Genomic DNA, 16,601 nt, shown 5'->3' on the forward strand with positions numbered 1-16,601 from the left:
GAGGATTTGAATGGAAAAAGAATTTTTTGATGTATTTCCCAATTTAAAACTGAAGGAAGAACTGACAGAATGGCTGGAAATGGTATATGTGACCCGGGTTTCCTGTAATTCTGAAAAAACCAGGATATGGGTCTATATCAAAAGTGACCGCTGGATACACAAAAAACACATCATAGCACTGGAAAACCAGATTGAACGTCAGTGTTTTGCGGGGCTGAATGTCAGTGTAACAGTGATTGAAAGATTCTATCTGTCCAGACAGTATACACCGGAAAATTTTCTGGATGTTTACCGGTCCAGCATGGAACTGGAACTGCGCAATTACAATATGCTGGAGTACAATCTGTTTAAGCGTGCAAAAATTTCCTTTCCGGAAGAACATGTGATGGAAGTTGTGCTGCCGGATTCTGTGATCGCGAGAGAAAAGAGTGAGATTCTTGTGGAATATTTCCACAAGGTCTTCTGTCATCGCTGCGGAATGGATCTGAAGATTCAGCTGGAATTTGCGCAGCAGGAAGAAAGCCAGTATCGCAAAAACGCGGCGCTTCAGATTCGTCAGGAAGTAGCGAATGTCCTGAAACATGCAAAAATCGCGGCAGACACAAATACTTCAGAGGCACAGGAAGAAGGAAACTCCGGGAAGAAGCAGGATTCCTCAGGAAAAGAGAAAAAACCGGATCAGAAACAGGAACAGAAAACAAATAAAGCATCCGGCGGCGGTCAGAAACCATTTGAAAAAAGTGGCCAGAAAGGTGATTTCCGGGGAGGTTACCGCAAGGATCCCAATCCGGATGTGATTTATGGAAGAGATTTTGAGGGAGATGCCATTCCTCTGGAGAATATCACCGGAGAGATGGGAGAAGTCATTATCCGCTGCCAGGTCATGGATGTAGAAGCACGTGAGATCAGAAATGAAAAAACCATTCTGATCTTTCCGGTAACGGATTTTACTGACAGCATTACGGTAAAAATGTTCCTTCGCAATGAACAGGTTCCTGAGGTGAAAGAACATATAAAAAAAGGCGCTTTCCTGAAACTCAGAGGAGTAACGACCATAGACCGTTTTGACAGTGAACTGACCATTGGTTCCATAGCAGGAATCAAGAAAATTGCCAGTTTTGCCAGTGCGAGAATGGATACCAGTCCCCAGAAGAGAGTGGAGTTACACTGTCATACCAAGATGAGTGATATGGATGGAGTAACTGACGCGAAAGCACTTGTCAAACGTGCGTACGAATGGGGTCATAAAGCCATTGCCATTACGGATCATGGTGTTGTGCAGTCGTTCCCGGAGGCAAATCACTGCTTCGATGCATGGGGCGGTTGTGTGCCGAAAGATTCGGATTTTAAAGTGCTTTATGGCATGGAAGCATATCTGGTGGATGATGAAAAAGGTATGGTGACCAATGGAAAGGGACAGCGTCTGGACGGAAACTTTGTAGTTTTCGACATTGAGACCACCGGTTTTTCCCCATTGACGTGCAAAATCATCGAAATCGGAGCCGTCCGTGTGGAAAACGGAGAGATTACCGACCGTTTTTCCACTTTTGTAAACCCGAAAGTGCCGATTCCCTTCCGGATCGAGCAGCTTACCAGCATTAATGACGGTATGGTCATGAATGCACCCACAATTGAAGAGGTTCTTCCGGAGTTCCTGAAGTTCTGTGAAGGCGCTGTTATGGTGGCTCATAATGCGGATTTTGACATGAGCTTTATCATTGAAAACTGCCATCGTATGGGGATTGCGGATGACTTCACTTATGTGGATACCGTTGGCATGGCACGGTTTCTGCTTCCGGCGCTGAACCGTTTTAAACTGGATACGGTAGCGAAGGCAGTAGGGGTGAATCTGCAGCATCATCACCGGGCTGTGGATGATGCGGAATGTACGGCACATATTTTTGTAAAATTTGTGGAAATGCTTTCTGAGCGGGAGATTTATGATGTGGATGTTCTCAATTCCCAGGGTGCCGTTTCCATCAATACCATCAAGAAATTGCCGACATATCATGCCATTATTCTGGTAAAGAATGAGACCGGGCGGGTAAATTTATATAAACTGGTCAGCCAGTCGCATCTGACGTATTATCACAGGCGTCCCCGTGTTCCCAAGAGCCTGTTTAAGAAGCTCAAAGACGGTCTGATCATCGGAAGTGCCTGTGAGGCGGGAGAATTGTATCAGGCACTTTTGAGAAGCGCACCGGAGCAGGAAATCGCGCGGCTTGTTAATTTCTATGATTATCTGGAGATTCAGCCGCTTGGAAACAACCATTTCATGATTGCGGATGAAAAAAATGATATGGTGAATTCCGACGAAGACCTGAAAGAACTGAACAGAAAGATCGTGAAGCTGGGAGAACAGTTCAAAAAACCTGTGGTAGCTACCTGTGATGTGCATTTTATGGATCCGCAGGATGAGGTTTACAGACGAATCATCATGGCTGGAAACGGCTTCTCTGATGCGGACAATCAGGCGCCTCTTTATCTCCGCACCACAGAAGAGATGCTGGAGGAATTTGCTTATCTTGGAAGTGAAAAGGCAGAAGAAGTGGTCATTACCAATACGAATAAAATTGCGGATATGATCGAAAAAATATCTCCGATCCATCCGGATAAATTCCCTCCGGTCATTGAGAATTCCGATCAGGATCTGAAGGATATCTGCTTCAGAAAGGCTCACGAAATGTATGGAGATCCCCTTCCGAAAATCGTGGAAGACCGTCTGGACAGAGAGTTGAATTCTATTATTTCCAATGGATATGCCGTAATGTATATCATTGCCCAAAAACTGGTATGGAAGTCCAATGACGATGGATATCTGGTAGGTTCCCGAGGATCTGTTGGTTCCTCTCTGGCTGCCACCATGTCCGGTATTACAGAGGTAAATCCGCTGCCTCCGCACTATATCTGTGATAACTGCAAATACAGTGATTTTGATTCACCGGAAGTGAAGAAATACAGCGGAATGGCCGGGTGTGATATGCCGGATAAGGTCTGTCCGAAGTGCGGAACAAAAATGACAAAAGCCGGTTTTGATATTCCATTTGAGACATTCCTTGGCTTCAAAGGCGATAAGGAACCGGATATTGACCTGAACTTTTCCGGAGAATATCAGGCCAATGCGCATAAATATACAGAAGTAATCTTTGGCAAGGGGCAGACCTTCAAGGCGGGAACGATTGGTACACTTGCGGAGAAGACTGCGTTTGGTTATGTAAAAAACTATTACGAAGAGCGGGGACAGCACAAACGATACTGTGAGATCAACCGGATCGTTGCCGGATGTACCGGTGTCCGGCGTACCACAGGGCAGCACCCCGGAGGAATTATCGTACTTCCCAAAGGGGAGGAAATCGAAAAATTTACGCCGGTACAGCATCCGGCAAATGATGAAACCAGTGACATTATCACTACACATTTTGACTATCATTCCATTGACGGAAACCTTCTGAAGCTGGATATTCTGGGACACGATGATCCCACCATGATCCGTATGCTGGAGGACCTGACAGGGCTCGATGCCAAAGAAGTTCCGCTGGACCAGAAGGATGTGATGTCCTTATTTGCCAGTACAGATGCTCTTGGAATCAAGCCGGAAGATATTGGAGGATGTAAGCTTGGATGCCTGGGTGTGCCGGAATTTGGTACAGATTTCGCTATGCAGATGCTGATCGATACCAAGCCGAAATACTTTTCTGATCTGGTCCGTATTGCGGGTCTGGCTCATGGTACGGATGTGTGGCTGGGCAATGCCCAGACCCTGATCCAGGAGGGAAAAGCAACTATTTCCACGGCAATCTGTACAAGAGATGATATCATGATCTATCTGATCGGTATGGGAGTGGAAAGCAGTCTTGCATTTACCATTATGGAGAGTGTCCGAAAAGGAAAGGGGCTTCGTCCGGAGTGGGAAGCCACTATGGTAGAGCATCATGTTCCGGACTGGTATATCTGGTCCTGCAAAAAAATCAAGTACATGTTCCCGAAAGCTCATGCTGCAGCGTATGTTATGATGGCTTACCGAATAGCGTGGTTCAAGGTCTTTCAGCCGCTGGCTTATTATGCGGCATTTTTCAGTATCCGTGCAACAGCTTTTTCCTACGAAACCATGTGCATGGGACGGGAACGGCTGGATTTTTACCTTGCAGAGCTTCGCAAAAAAGGAGATTCTGCCACAAAAAAAGAGCAGGATACCATCCGCGATATGAGAATTGTGCAGGAGATGTATGCAAGAGGACTGGAATTTATGCCGATCGATCTTTATAAAGCAAAAGCGCACCGTTTTCAGATCATTGACGGAAAACTGATGCCGTCTCTGGACAGTATTGAAGGCCTTGGAGAAAAGGCGGCAGATGCAGTTGTGGAAGCGGCAGCTCAGGGGAAATTTCTTTCCAAGGATGATTTCCGCGAACGTACGAAGGTAAGTAAAACCGTCATTGATCTGATGGATGATCTGAAGCTTTTTGGAGATATTCCGCAGTCTAATCAGATGTCATTGTTTGATTTTACATGATAATAGAGCGAAACGATAATATAATGCGAAGGGGATTTTTATGAAGAAAGAAGAACTGAGATACCTGCAGCGTCTGGCAGAGCTGTATCCTACCATTGGAAAGGCCTCTACGGAGATCATTAATCTCCAGTCTATTCTGAATCTGCCAAAAGGAACAGAACATTTTATGTCTGATCTTCATGGGGAATATGATGCATTTTCCCATGTACTCCGAAATGGTTCCGGAGCAGTGAGAAAGAAAATCGATGATGTGTTCGGGCATACACTGAGCAACAGTGACAAGCGTTCTCTGGCAACTTTGATCTATTATCCAAGAAAGAAAATGGAACTGGTCAAAAAGACAGAAGAAGATATGGGAAACTGGTATAAAATCACGCTTTACCGTCTGATCGAGGTATGCAAAACAACTGCATCCAAGTATACCAGATCCAAAGTGCGCAAGGCGTTGCCGGCGGATTATGCTTATGTGATCGAGGAACTGATCACAGAAAAAGCGGAGGTTCTGGATAAGGAAGCATACTATGATTCCATTGTGGATACCATCATAGAAATCGGCAGGGCGGAGAACTTTATCATTGCTCTGGCGGAACTGATTCAGCGGCTTGTTGTGGATCATCTGCATATTCTTGGAGATATTTTTGACAGGGGTCCGGGCCCACATTTTATTATGGACCGCCTGGCGGAATATCATTCTCTGGACATTCAGTGGGGGAACCATGATGTGGTCTGGATGGGAGCTGCAGCAGGTCAGCTTGCCTGTATTGCGACAGTGATCCGCAACAGTATCCGGTATGACAATCTGGATATTCTGGAGGATGGATACGGAATCAATATGATGCCGCTGGCTACTTTTGCTATGGAAGCTTATCAGAAGGATTCCTGCAGGATGTTTGAGCAGAAAGGGGCCTCTTATTATAATGCTACAGAGGAAGAACTGGGGCGTAAAATGCACAAGGCCATTGCCATTATCCAGTTCAAACTGGAAGGTCAGCTTCTTAGAAAACATAAGGAATTTCAGATGGAAGACAGATGCCTTCTCCATCGGATCGACCCGGAAAAAGGTACGATTACCATGCCGGATGGAAAGGAATATGAACTTTTGGATACCAGTTTTCCTACTGTGGACTGGAAGAATCCCTATGAGCTCACAGAAGGTGAGAAGGATGTGATGGAGCGGCTTTCTTCTGCGTTCCGCAACTGTGAAAAGCTTCAGAATCATATGCGGCTTTTGCTGGATAAGGGTGGCCTTTACAAGACCTATAACGGGAATCTTCTGTTTCATGGAAGCATTCCTCTGAATGAAGACGGAACCTTTAAGGAAGTGCAGATTTATGGGCAAACCTATAAAGGAAAAGCTCTTTATGATGAACTGGAAGCTTATGTGCGAAGAGCATTTTATGCGGTGGATGGTGAGGAACAGCAAAAGGGTCTTGATATTCTCTGGTATATCTGGGCAGGACCGAATTCCCCTTTGTTCGGCAAGGATAAGATGACGACTTTTGAACGGTATTTTATCGCTGATAAGGAAACACATAAAGAAAAGAAAAATGCCTATTACCGCCTGTTGGAGAGAGAGGATGTCGTGAATCGTATGCTTCTGGAATTCGGGCTGGATCCGGAGGAAGGACATATTGTCAACGGTCATGTGCCTGTGCACCAGAGTGACGGAGAAAGTCCGGTCAAATGCAATGGCAAGGTAATCGTAATCGATGGAGGTTTTTCCAAAGCTTACCGCAAAGTGACGGGAATTGCGGGATACACGCTGATCTATAACTCTTATGGAATGACGCTGTGTGCGCATCAGCCTTTTACTTCTGCGGAGGCTGCTGTATTGGAAGAAACGGATATTGAATCGAAACAGGTGGCTGTGCACTACACATCCAGGCGCAGACTGGTGGGAGATACGGACAATGGAAAGGCTCTGAAGGAGAGGATCGGGGAGCTGATACAGCTTCTGGATGCTTACCGCAAGGGTGTGATCAAGGAGAAAAAGTAGCCATCAGGGATACCGGTTACGGTGAGTGGAGTGAACAGTCACACATACAAAAATTGTAAGTTTATAAAAAATTATTTCGCTTTACATATGATAGGGTGTTATATATAATAGGTGCGTGTGATAAAACTGACATATGCAAGTATTTGGATGACAAGGAGACTAAAGAAATGGGTGGAATTTTTGGAGTAGCTTCAAAGTCCAGTTGTGTTTTGGACCTTTTTTTCGGAATTGATTATCATTCTCATCTGGGAACCAGAAGAGGCGGTATGGCTGTTTATGACAGACAGAAAGGCTTTGACCGTTCGATTCATAATATAGAGAATTCACCGTTCAGAACCAAATTTGACAGAGACGTTTCGGAACTCCAGGGAAATCTGGGAATCGGATGTATTTCCGACAATGAGCCGCAGCCTTTGCTGGTACGTTCTCATCTGGGAAACTTCGCAATTACGACAGTAGGCAAGATTAATAATGCAGATGAACTGATCGCGCATTCCTTCCAGAATGGATGTACACATTTTCTGGAAATGAGCGGAGGAAGCGTCAATCCGACAGAACTGGTTGCCTCTCTGATCAATCAGAAACCGACACTTGTAGATGGAATCCGTTATGCGCAGGAGATGATCGACGGATCCATGACGATGCTGATTCTTACTCCGACCGGGATTTATGCGGCCCGTGACCGCCTTGGAAGAACTCCTCTGATCGTGGGCAAAAAAGACGATGCATGCTGTGTTTCTTTTGAAAGCCATGCCTATATCAATCTGGGATATGAAGATTATAAAGAACTGGGCCCCGGAGAGATTATGTTTGTGACTCCGGAAGGTGCAGAAACCTTGCAGAAACCAGGGAAAGAGATGCGTATCTGTTCTTTCCTGTGGGTATATTACGGTTATCCGACATCCACCTATGAAGGGGTAAATGTAGAAGAGATGCGTTATAAATGCGGAGATATGCTTGCAGAGAGAGATTTCGGAGAAGTGAAGCCGGATATTGTAGCCGGTGTTCCGGATTCCGGTATCGCCCATGCAATCGGCTATGCCAATCGTTCCGGTGTTCCATTTGCCCGTCCATTTATCAAATATACCCCTACCTGGCCGCGTTCTTTTATGCCGACACAGCAGAGCCAGCGTAATCTGATCGCCAGAATGAAGCTGATTCCGGTGCATAAGCTGATTAAGGATAAGAGTCTTCTGATGATCGATGATTCTATTGTACGTGGTACACAGCTTCGTGAAACGACAGAATTCCTGTATCACAATGGTGCGAAAGAAGTGCATATCCGTCCGGCCTGCCCGCCGCTTCTTTACGGATGCAAATACCTGAATTTCTCCCGTTCCAAATCCGAAATGGATCTGATCACAAGAAGAGTGATCGCAAAAAGAGAAGGGGAGAATGTGGATGATAAGGTGCTGGCAGATTATGCAAATCCGGATTCCACCAATTACAAGGAAATGCTGGAAGAAATCCGCAAAGAGCTGAATTTTACCACTCTGAAATATCACAGGTTGGATGACCTGACTGCATCCATTGGTATTGAGCCGTGTAAGCTCTGCACATACTGCTGGAGCGGTAAAGAATAAAAATAATAGACTCAGGATTATACGGACATAAAAAAGGGAACTGCTTGTAGTGATGCAGTTCCCTTTTTGGCAGCAAGGAAATTATCGGAGCATTTCTTTTTTATTGGTACGTCCTACCAGATAATCAATACTGGTGTCGTAATAATCTGCGAGCCGAATGAGCATTTCGACGGGAATACCTCGTGTTCCTGTTTCATAATGGGAATAGGAACGCTGGCTGATGTGGAGAATTTCACTGATCTGTTTCTGAGAAAGGTCAGAATCTACGCGCAGGTCCTCAATTCTCTGAAATTTCATAGGATGTGCCTCCTTTTTTCACAAAGTATAGGTCAGAACGAAATGCACTATTGCGAATTGGAGCAAAATGGGCTATACTAAAAATGAGCGTTTTCTTAGAGAACCGTAGAGTGTGAACGGTTCCTTATCTTACTTTTCTTATTTTTTCCAGAAAAACAAAAAATATTACAGAGACAAAAAGCCGGATGATCGGGGTATGGCATTTTTGCGGAAAGGAGCAGAAATGTTTGCCAGTGTATTAACTGCGTCTATTTTGGGGATTGAAGTGTGTCCCATTCAGGTGGAGGCGGATGTGAGTGACGGACTTCCTTCTTTTACTATGGTAGGTTTTCCTTCTGCACAGGTGAAGGAAGCACAGGACCGGGTGCGAACGGCATTTAAAAATAATGGAATCGCACTGCCTCCCAAGAGAATCACAGTCAATTTTGCTCCGGCTGATATCAAGAAAGAGGGAGCCGGATTTGACATGCCGGTGGCAGCTGCATTATTGGCGGCAGCAGATATCCTTCAGCCGGAATTGCTGCATGGAATTATGATGGCTGGGGAAATCAGTCTGAACGGGGAAATTCATCCTATTTCCGGCATCCTGCCCATGGTGATCAAAGCACAGGAAGAGGGATGCAGATTTTGTATGGTGCCCTATGGAAATCTGAAAGAAGGAAGACTGATCCGGAATATTCCGGTGATTGGTGTGAAAAATCTGAGAGAAATGATTGCATATCTGCGGGAACCGGAGAAATTTCACGACGATGGGACAGAGGAAGAAACAGAGGAAACTGCGGAAATGGTGGATTTTTTGGATATCCGGGGACAGGAGAGTGTACGGAGGGCTGTAGAGATCGCAGTAAGCGGATTTCATAACATTCTTCTGATCGGACCGCCCGGTGCCGGCAAAACCATGATTGCCCGACGGATTCCCACGATAATGCCGGATCTGACATTTGAAGAGGGACTGGAGCTGACAAGGATTTACAGTATTGCCGGATTATTGTCTGCAGAGCATCCGTTCATCCGGAAACGGCCTTTTCGAAGTCCTCACCACACCAGTTCCCCGCTGGCTCTGGCAGGAGGAGGCAAGAATCCTAAACCTGGGGAAGTCACGCTGGCTCACAGGGGAGTTCTGTTTCTGGATGAGATGCCGGAGTTTGCCAGACGGAGCCTGGAAATATTGAGGCAGCCTCTGGAAGATAAATGCATCCGGATTTCCAGGGTGTATGGAACCTATGAATTTCCTGCAAATTTTATTCTCTGTGCTGCGATGAATCCCTGTCCCTGCGGTCATTATCCGGATATGAATCTCTGCAGGTGTACGGCGGGACAGGTCGTTCATTACCTGGGAAAAATCAGTCAGCCGCTTCTGGACCGCATCGATTTGTGTGCTGATGTTCCGTCTGTCAGTTTTGAACAGCTGAATGGCACAGGAAGCGGAGAAAGTTCAGAAGAGATTCGAAGACGAGTGGAAAGAGTACAGAAAATTCAGCAGGAACGTTACAGAGGGGAGTATTTTCGATTCAATGGAGAACTGAAGGGAAACCAGATCGCCAAATATTGTGTTGTGGATGCTGCCGGGCGCGAGCTCCTTCAGAAAGCGTTTGACCGGATCACATTGAGCGCCAGATCCTATCACCGGATTTTAAAGGTGGCCCGTACCATTGCGGATATGGATGGAAAAGAGATCATTGAGAGTCAGCATATCGGCGAAGCGCTTACCTACCGGGCTTTTGATAAGAAATACTGGAACTGATACAGAAAAATATGGTTATAAACAACCGTTACAGGAGGTATTCTATATGGAAGAAAAAGTTTCTGATATCATCCGGTGTATTGATTATTACAGTGAGGAATATCCCGAAAAACTCCGGCTTTATCCGGATATGCCGCAGAAACTGTATGTAAGAGGCAGGCTTCCGGACGCGGGAAAACCATCCGTTGCCATTGTGGGAGCCAGGATGTGCAGCGCATATGGAAGAATGCAGGCATTCCGGTTTGCCAGAGAACTGAGCGCAGCAGGGGTGCAGGTCATCAGCGGGATGGCTTACGGGATTGATTCAGAAGGACACAAAGGGGCGCTGGAAGGAGGAAGTCCCACTTTTGCAGTGCTGGGAAATGGGGTGGATATCTGTTACCCTGCCGGGAATCGTTCTCTTTATGACCGCATTTTGAGGAAGGACGGAGGAATTCTCAGCGAATATTCTCCGGGGACAACTGCACGGAATTATTATTTTCCCGCGCGGAACAGGATTATCAGTGCACTTTCGGATCTGGTGCTGGTAGTGGAGGCGAAAGAGAAAAGCGGTTCGCTGATTACTGCAAATCATGCTCTGGAACAGGGAAAAGCAGTGTTTGCTGTTCCGGGACCGGTGACAGAAGAGCTGAGCAGAGGCTGCCACAAGCTGATCTATGACGGAGCCGGAATCGCCTATTCCCCGGAAATACTGTTGGAAGAATGTGGGATTTTGCCATCCGGAAGGAACAAATCAAAGGAAAAAAAACACTTAGGACTTGCAACCGACCTGAATTTGGTGTATAGTTGTCTCGATTTACGACCAAAAAGCCCGGACGAATTTATCCGGGAAACAGGTCTTCCTCCGGGAAAAGTGAGCAGTCTTTTGCTGGAGCTGGAGCTTATGGGGCTTGCCCGGGAAGAAGGCAGGCATCATTATGTGAGACAGGATTGCGCTGACAGTTCCTGAGGTGCATGACTGTCCATAAGGATTTAGAAACTAGGAGTGGTAATATGGCAAAATATCTGGTGATTGTGGAATCACCTGCAAAGGTAAAAACCATAAAAAAATTTCTTGGAAGCAATTATGACGTGCAGGCATCCAACGGCCATGTTCGTGATTTTCCCAAAAGCCAGTTTGGAATCGATGTAGAGAATGATTTTGAACCGAAATATATTACGATCCGCGGGAAAGGAGAGCTGCTTGCAAATCTTCGCAAGGCTGCCAAAAAGGCTGATAAAATATATCTTGCAACTGACCCGGACCGTGAAGGAGAAGCAATTTCCTGGCATTTGATGCAGGCTTTGAAGGAACCGCCTGAGAAAATGCACAGAATCACGTTTAATGAGATTACAAAGACGGCGGTAAAGGATTCCATCAAGCAGGCGAGAGGTCTGAATATGGATCTTGTGAATGCACAGCAGGCCAGAAGAATGCTGGACCGAATGGTGGGTTACAGTATCAGCCCTCTTCTCTGGGCGAAGGTGAAACGCGGGTTAAGTGCGGGCCGTGTACAGTCTGTGGCATTGCGTATTATCTGTGACAGAGAGGAAGAAATCAATTCTTTTATTCCGGAAGAATACTGGAGCCTTGAAGGAGAATTTAAGGCAGAGGGTGAGAAGAAGCCGATTCAGGCAAAATTCTTCGGAACAGACAAAAAGCTTCCTATTCATAATAAAGAAGAGATGGACCGTATTCTGAAGGCACTGGAGAATGCGGAGTACGAAGTGACAGAGGTCAAAAAAGGCGAGAGGATTAAAAATGCTCCCACACCTTTTACCACAAGTACACTGCAGCAGGAAGCTGCCAAGACTTTGAATTTTTCCACACAGAAAACCATGCGTCTGGCACAGCAGCTGTATGAAGGAATTGATATCAAGGGCAACGGCACGGTCGGTGTGATCACGTATCTGAGAACCGATTCTACAAGAATTTCAGAGGAAGCAGATCAGGCAGCAAGGACCTATATCGGACAGAATTACGGAGAAAACTATATTTCTACGTCAGAAAAGGCTGCTAAGAAGGGACAGAAAATCCAGGATGCTCATGAAGCAATCCGTCCTACCGATATTTCCAGGACGCCTGCGATGCTGAAAGAGTCTCTTTCCAGAGACCAGTTCCGTCTGTATCAGCTGATCTGGAAACGCTTTGCCGCAAGCCGTATGGCTCCTGCGCGTTATGAGACTACGTCAGTGAAAATCGGTGCAGGGGAATATGCTTTTACCGTTGCAGCATCCAAGGTAGCTTTTGATGGATTTATGTCCGTATATACGCAGGAAGATGATGTGAAAAAAGACAATGTTCTCAGCCAGAGCCTGGAGAAAGGCATGCATCTGGATCTTGTGGAGCTGAAACCTGCTCAGCACTTTACCCAGCCGCCGGCACATTATACGGAGGCTTCTCTTGTTAAAGCGCTGGAAGAGCAGGGAATCGGACGTCCGAGTACGTATGCACCTACGATCACCACGATCATCAGCCGCCGCTATGTGGCGAAGGAACAGAAAAATCTTTATGTGACAGAGCTTGGAGAAGTGGTCAATAATATTATGAAACAGGCTTTTCCAAGTATCGTGGATGTGAATTTTACTGCAATGATGGAAGGGCTTCTGGACTGTGTAGAAGCCGGCACAGTTCAGTGGAAGACGGTTGTGCGTAATTTTTATCCGGATCTGAAAAAAGATGTGGACGAAGCGGAGAAGGAACTGGAAAAAGTTGATATCCAGGATGAAGTGACAGATGTCGTCTGTGACGTCTGCGGCCGGAATATGGTCATCAAGTATGGACCGCACGGACGTTTTCTCGCATGCCCGGGATTTCCGGAATGCCGGAATACGAAACCATATTATGAAAAAATTGGTGTTTCCTGTCCGAAGTGCGGCGGAGAACTGGTTCTCAAGAAAACCCAGAAAGGGCGGAAATATTACGGATGTGAAAATCATCCGGACTGTGATTTTATGTCATGGCAGAAACCGTCAGAGAAGAAATGCCCTGTCTGCGGCAGCTATATGGTCGAAAAGGGAAATAAACTCGTCTGCAGTGAAACTACCTGCGGTTATGTGGAACAGAAACCAAAGCAGGAATGACCAGATCAGGTGCAGTTAAAGCAGAGGAAAATATAAAAAAATAAGTGTGTGAAACAGGACAGTCAGAAAGCTCTTTTGTTGTCCTGTTTTTCATGTTTGTGTATTTTTATTAGAATTTTCTGTATATTAAAAAGAGAGATAGTTTGGAAAAAAATGAGATAACACGAAAAATGGCAAAAATGTCTTGAAATTCCAAAGTAAAACATGTAGTATTAGTTTATCGCTTTATATTAATTTAAAAATTGCAGGTGTAGATTTTATACACCTGCAAAAATAACAAAAAATACGAAAGGAGGACAAAATGAGCGTTCAGTTACTAGACAAAACAAGAAAGATTAACAAGCTTTTACACAACAGCAGTTCCAGTAAGGTTGTATTCAATGACATTTGCCAGGTATTGATGGAAACGTTGAGTTCCAACATTCTGGTATTGAGCAAAAAAGGTAAAGTTTTGGGCGTGAGTTTGTGTCCTGGTGTGGAAGAAATTACAGAGCTGATCGAGGACAGGGTCGGCGGATTTGTGGACGGATTGCTGAATGAGCGATTTTTAGGTGTTCTGTCAACAAAAGAAAATGTAAATCTTCAGACGCTGGGATTTGAACACGTGGCTGAAAATTATCAGGGAATCATCAATCCTATTGATATTGCAGGCGAACGTCTTGGAACCGTATTCATGTATCGCAATGACAAATCATATGACATTGAAGATATTATTGTCAGCGAGTACGGCACCACCGTTGTTGGTCTAGAAATGATGCGTGCAGTACATGAAGAAAATGCTGAAGAAGACAGGAAGCAGCAGGTTGTGAAATCCGCTTTCAATACATTGTCTTTTTCAGAATTGGAAGCAATTATTCATATTTTTGACGAGTTAAATGGCGATGAAGGAATTCTTGTTGCCAGCAAGATTGCAGACAGAGTTGGTATTACTCGATCGGTTATTGTGAATGCACTTCGTAAGTTTGAGAGTGCTGGTGTCATCGAGTCCCGTTCCTCTGGTATGAAGGGTACCTACATTAAGGTATTAAATGAAGTAATCTTCGACGAGCTGGAAGAAATAAAAGCTCAGAGAAATAAAAAGGTATAAATAAAAAATGCTGTCTTCCGCATGAAAGTGACGGAAGGCAGTTTTTCTTTTGCAGAAATATAAAAAATGAGAAAAAAAGAGATTTTATGAGTATAAAAAAGAAAAAGTAATAATATATCATAAATGACAACGATAAAAAGAGTTGCAGAAAAGAAGCGAATTCAATAATATAAGGACAGTGATTAGCACTCGATGGAAATGAGTGCTAGCAAATAGAAACAGATCATTAAGGAGGAACATAGATCATGAAATTAGTACCATTAGGTGACAGAGTCGTATTAAAACAGTTAGAAGCAGAAGAAACAACCAAGTCCGGAATCGTTCTTCCAGGACAGGCAAAGGAAAAACCGCAGCAGGCAGAAGTAATTGCTGTAGGACCTGGCGGAATGGTTGACGGCAAGGAAGTAAAGATGGAAGTAGCCGTGGGAGATAACGTAATCTACTCCAAATATGCAGGAACAGAAGTAAAAATGGATGGCGAAGAATACATCATCGTAAAACAGAATGATATTCTTGCAATCGTGAAATAATGAATGTTATTTATGAAGGAATGTCTGTGTGACAGACGTTTCCGTTTAAATGAATAGAAAACAGGAGGACTGAATTATCATGGCAAAAGAAATTAAATTCGGAGCAGAAGCAAGAGCCGCACTGGAAAGCGGTGTGAACCAGTTAGCAGATACAGTAAGAGTGACACTTGGACCGAAAGGAAGAAACGTTGTTCTTGACAAACCATACGGCGCTCCTCTTATTACCAATGACGGTGTTACCATCGCAAAAGAAATCGAGCTTGCAGACGCATTTGAAAATATGGGCGCACAGCTGATCAAAGAAGTAGCATCCAAGACAAATGATGTAGCAGGTGACGGTACTACAACCGCAACAGTACTTGCGCAGGCAATGGTAAATGAAGGGATGAAGAACCTGGCAGCAGGTGCAAATCCGATCATCTTAAGAAAAGGTATGAAAAAAGCAACGGAAACAGCTGTAGAGGCGATCAAAAACATGAGCCAGAAAATCAGCGGCAAGAAACAGATCGCAAACGTTGCATCTATTTCCGCAAGTGATGAGACCGTTGGACAGCTTGTTGCAGACGCTATGGAAAAAGTTTCCAATGACGGCGTTATCACAGTAGAAGAATCCAAGACCATGCATACAGAACTTGATCTGGTAGAAGGTATGCAGTTTGACCGTGGATATATTTCCGCATACATGTCCACAGATATGGAAAAGATGGAAGCAGATCTGCAGGATCCGTACATCCTGATCACAGACAAGAAGATCAGCAATATTCAGGAAATCCTTCCTCTTCTGGAGCAGATCGTGCAGGCAGGCGCAAAACTTCTGATCATCGCAGAAGATGTGGAAGGCGAAGCTCTTACCACTCTGATTGTTAACAAATTAAGAGGAACCTTCCAGGTAGTTGCTGTCAAAGCTCCGGGATATGGCGACAGAAGAAAAGATATGCTTCGTGATATCGCAATTCTGACAGGCGGACAGGTGATTTCCGATGAACTCGGTCTTGACCTGAAAGATGCAACCATGGCTCAGCTTGGCCGTGCGAAATCTGTAAAAGTTGCAAAAGAATCCACAGTTATCGTAGATGGCTGCGGAGACAAAGAAGAAATTGCAAACCGTGTTGCTCAGATCCGTGCACAGATCGAAGAAACAAAATCTGAATTTGATAAAGAAAAATTACAGGAAAGACTTGCAAAACTGGCAGGCGGCGTAGCAGTAATCCGTGTTGGTGCTGCAACAGAAACCGAAATGAAAGAAGCAAAACTTCGTCTGGAAGATGCACTTGCAGCTACAAGAGCAGCAGTGGAGGAAGGAATTATTGCAGGCGGCGGTTCCGCATACATCCATGCATCCAAAGAAGTTGCAAAACTTGCAGCAACTCTGGAAGGTGACGAAAAGACTGGTGCAAACATCATTCTGAAAGCATTGGAAGCTCCTCTGTTCCACATTTCAGCAAATGCAGGTCTGGAAGGCGCTGTCATCATCAATAAAGTAAGAGAATCCGAAGTAGGTATCGGTTTTGATGCGCTCAATGAGAAATATGTAGATATGGTAAAAGAAGGTATTCTGGATCCGGCCAAAGTTACCAGAAGTGCTCTTCAGAATGCTACCAGTGTTGCATCTACCCTCCTGACAACAGAATCTGTTGTAGGTATCATCAAAGAAGATGCACCAGCAGCTCCGGCTGGAAATCCGGGAATGGGCATGATGTAATAAACAGAGATTTTCTGTTACGGTTCATTCTGTTCACAGTAACGATTTTACTTTGTAAAGTTCATCAAAATAACGGAATCAGTGTC

Annotated in this window: 10 protein-coding genes; 9 read left to right on the top strand and 1 reads right to left on the bottom strand. The window is 44.9% G+C overall.

Annotated elements, in window-relative coordinates; all coding sequences use genetic code 11:
• Positions 1-10: 10 nt before the first annotated feature.
• The 3 genes from ACTNEW_RS00130 to ACTNEW_RS00140 all read left to right on the top strand — a co-directional run bounded on the left by ACTNEW_RS00130 (position 11) and on the right by ACTNEW_RS00140 (position 8,092).
• Complete coding sequence (locus tag ACTNEW_RS00130) at positions 11-4,513, top strand: PolC-type DNA polymerase III (RefSeq protein ID WP_441056583.1); 4,503 nt, start codon at positions 11-13, stop codon at positions 4,511-4,513.
• Positions 4,514-4,553: 40 nt separating this feature from the next.
• On the top strand, positions 4,554-6,509 hold the full coding sequence (locus ACTNEW_RS00135; RefSeq protein WP_441056585.1) for a fructose-1,6-bisphosphatase: 1,956 nt from the start codon (positions 4,554-4,556) through the stop codon (positions 6,507-6,509).
• A 167-nt stretch (positions 6,510-6,676) separates the two neighbouring features.
• A complete protein-coding gene (locus tag ACTNEW_RS00140) occupies positions 6,677-8,092 on the top strand; it encodes an amidophosphoribosyltransferase (RefSeq protein WP_441056587.1) in 1,416 nt (471 codons plus the stop codon).
• Between the two features lie 81 nt (positions 8,093-8,173).
• On the opposite strand, the gene ACTNEW_RS00145 is transcribed toward ACTNEW_RS00140, so the two are convergent.
• Complete coding sequence (locus tag ACTNEW_RS00145) at positions 8,174-8,389, bottom strand: helix-turn-helix domain-containing protein (protein WP_441056589.1); 216 nt, start codon at positions 8,387-8,389, stop codon at positions 8,174-8,176.
• A 223-nt stretch (positions 8,390-8,612) separates the two neighbouring features.
• Here ACTNEW_RS00145 and ACTNEW_RS00150 point away from each other — a divergent pair, with 223 nt between their 5' ends.
• From ACTNEW_RS00150 to groL, 6 genes are all read left to right on the top strand, one after another.
• Entirely contained in the window at positions 8,613-10,133 is a 1,521-nt protein-coding gene (locus ACTNEW_RS00150) for a YifB family Mg chelatase-like AAA ATPase (RefSeq protein ID WP_441058072.1), read from the top strand.
• Positions 10,134-10,179: 46 nt separating this feature from the next.
• Entirely contained in the window at positions 10,180-11,082 is a 903-nt protein-coding gene (gene dprA / locus ACTNEW_RS00155) for a DNA-processing protein DprA (protein WP_441056591.1), read from the top strand.
• 44 nt (positions 11,083-11,126) lie between these two features.
• Complete coding sequence (gene topA, locus ACTNEW_RS00160) at positions 11,127-13,196, top strand: type I DNA topoisomerase (RefSeq protein ID WP_441056593.1); 2,070 nt, start codon at positions 11,127-11,129, stop codon at positions 13,194-13,196.
• Between the two features lie 301 nt (positions 13,197-13,497).
• Positions 13,498-14,283, top strand: coding sequence for a GTP-sensing pleiotropic transcriptional regulator CodY (gene codY / locus ACTNEW_RS00165; protein ID WP_441056595.1), 786 nt, complete (start codon positions 13,498-13,500; stop codon positions 14,281-14,283).
• Positions 14,284-14,528: 245 nt separating this feature from the next.
• On the top strand, positions 14,529-14,813 hold the full coding sequence (gene groES / locus ACTNEW_RS00170) for a co-chaperone GroES (protein WP_441056597.1): 285 nt from the start codon (positions 14,529-14,531) through the stop codon (positions 14,811-14,813).
• A 79-nt stretch (positions 14,814-14,892) separates the two neighbouring features.
• The gene (gene groL, locus ACTNEW_RS00175) at positions 14,893-16,515 is read left to right on the top strand and encodes a chaperonin GroEL (protein WP_441056599.1); all 1,623 of its coding nucleotides are present in this window, start codon (positions 14,893-14,895) and stop codon (positions 16,513-16,515) included.
• Positions 16,516-16,601 lie beyond the last annotated feature (86 nt).

Origin of the sequence: Blautia sp. HCP3S3_G3, assembly GCF_052063365.1 — a bacterium.
GTDB lineage: Bacteria > Bacillota > Clostridia > Lachnospirales > Lachnospiraceae > Blautia_A.

Bases quoted from the DNA above. Each gene is read 5' to 3' on its own strand.
- ACTNEW_RS00130 (WP_441056583.1), top strand. From the start codon at position 11: ATGGAAAAAGAATTTTTTGATGTATTTCCCAATTTAAAACTGAAGGAA.
- ACTNEW_RS00135 (WP_441056585.1), top strand. From the start codon at position 4,554: ATGAAGAAAGAAGAACTGAGATACCTGCAGCGTCTGGCAGAGCTGTAT.
- ACTNEW_RS00140 (WP_441056587.1), top strand. From the start codon at position 6,677: ATGGGTGGAATTTTTGGAGTAGCTTCAAAGTCCAGTTGTGTTTTGGAC.
- ACTNEW_RS00145 (WP_441056589.1), bottom strand. From the start codon at position 8,389: ATGAAATTTCAGAGAATTGAGGACCTGCGCGTAGATTCTGACCTTTCT.
- ACTNEW_RS00150 (WP_441058072.1), top strand. From the start codon at position 8,613: ATGTTTGCCAGTGTATTAACTGCGTCTATTTTGGGGATTGAAGTGTGT.
- dprA (WP_441056591.1), top strand. From the start codon at position 10,180: ATGGAAGAAAAAGTTTCTGATATCATCCGGTGTATTGATTATTACAGT.
- topA (WP_441056593.1), top strand. From the start codon at position 11,127: ATGGCAAAATATCTGGTGATTGTGGAATCACCTGCAAAGGTAAAAACC.
- codY (WP_441056595.1), top strand. From the start codon at position 13,498: ATGAGCGTTCAGTTACTAGACAAAACAAGAAAGATTAACAAGCTTTTA.
- groES (WP_441056597.1), top strand. From the start codon at position 14,529: ATGAAATTAGTACCATTAGGTGACAGAGTCGTATTAAAACAGTTAGAA.
- groL (WP_441056599.1), top strand. From the start codon at position 14,893: ATGGCAAAAGAAATTAAATTCGGAGCAGAAGCAAGAGCCGCACTGGAA.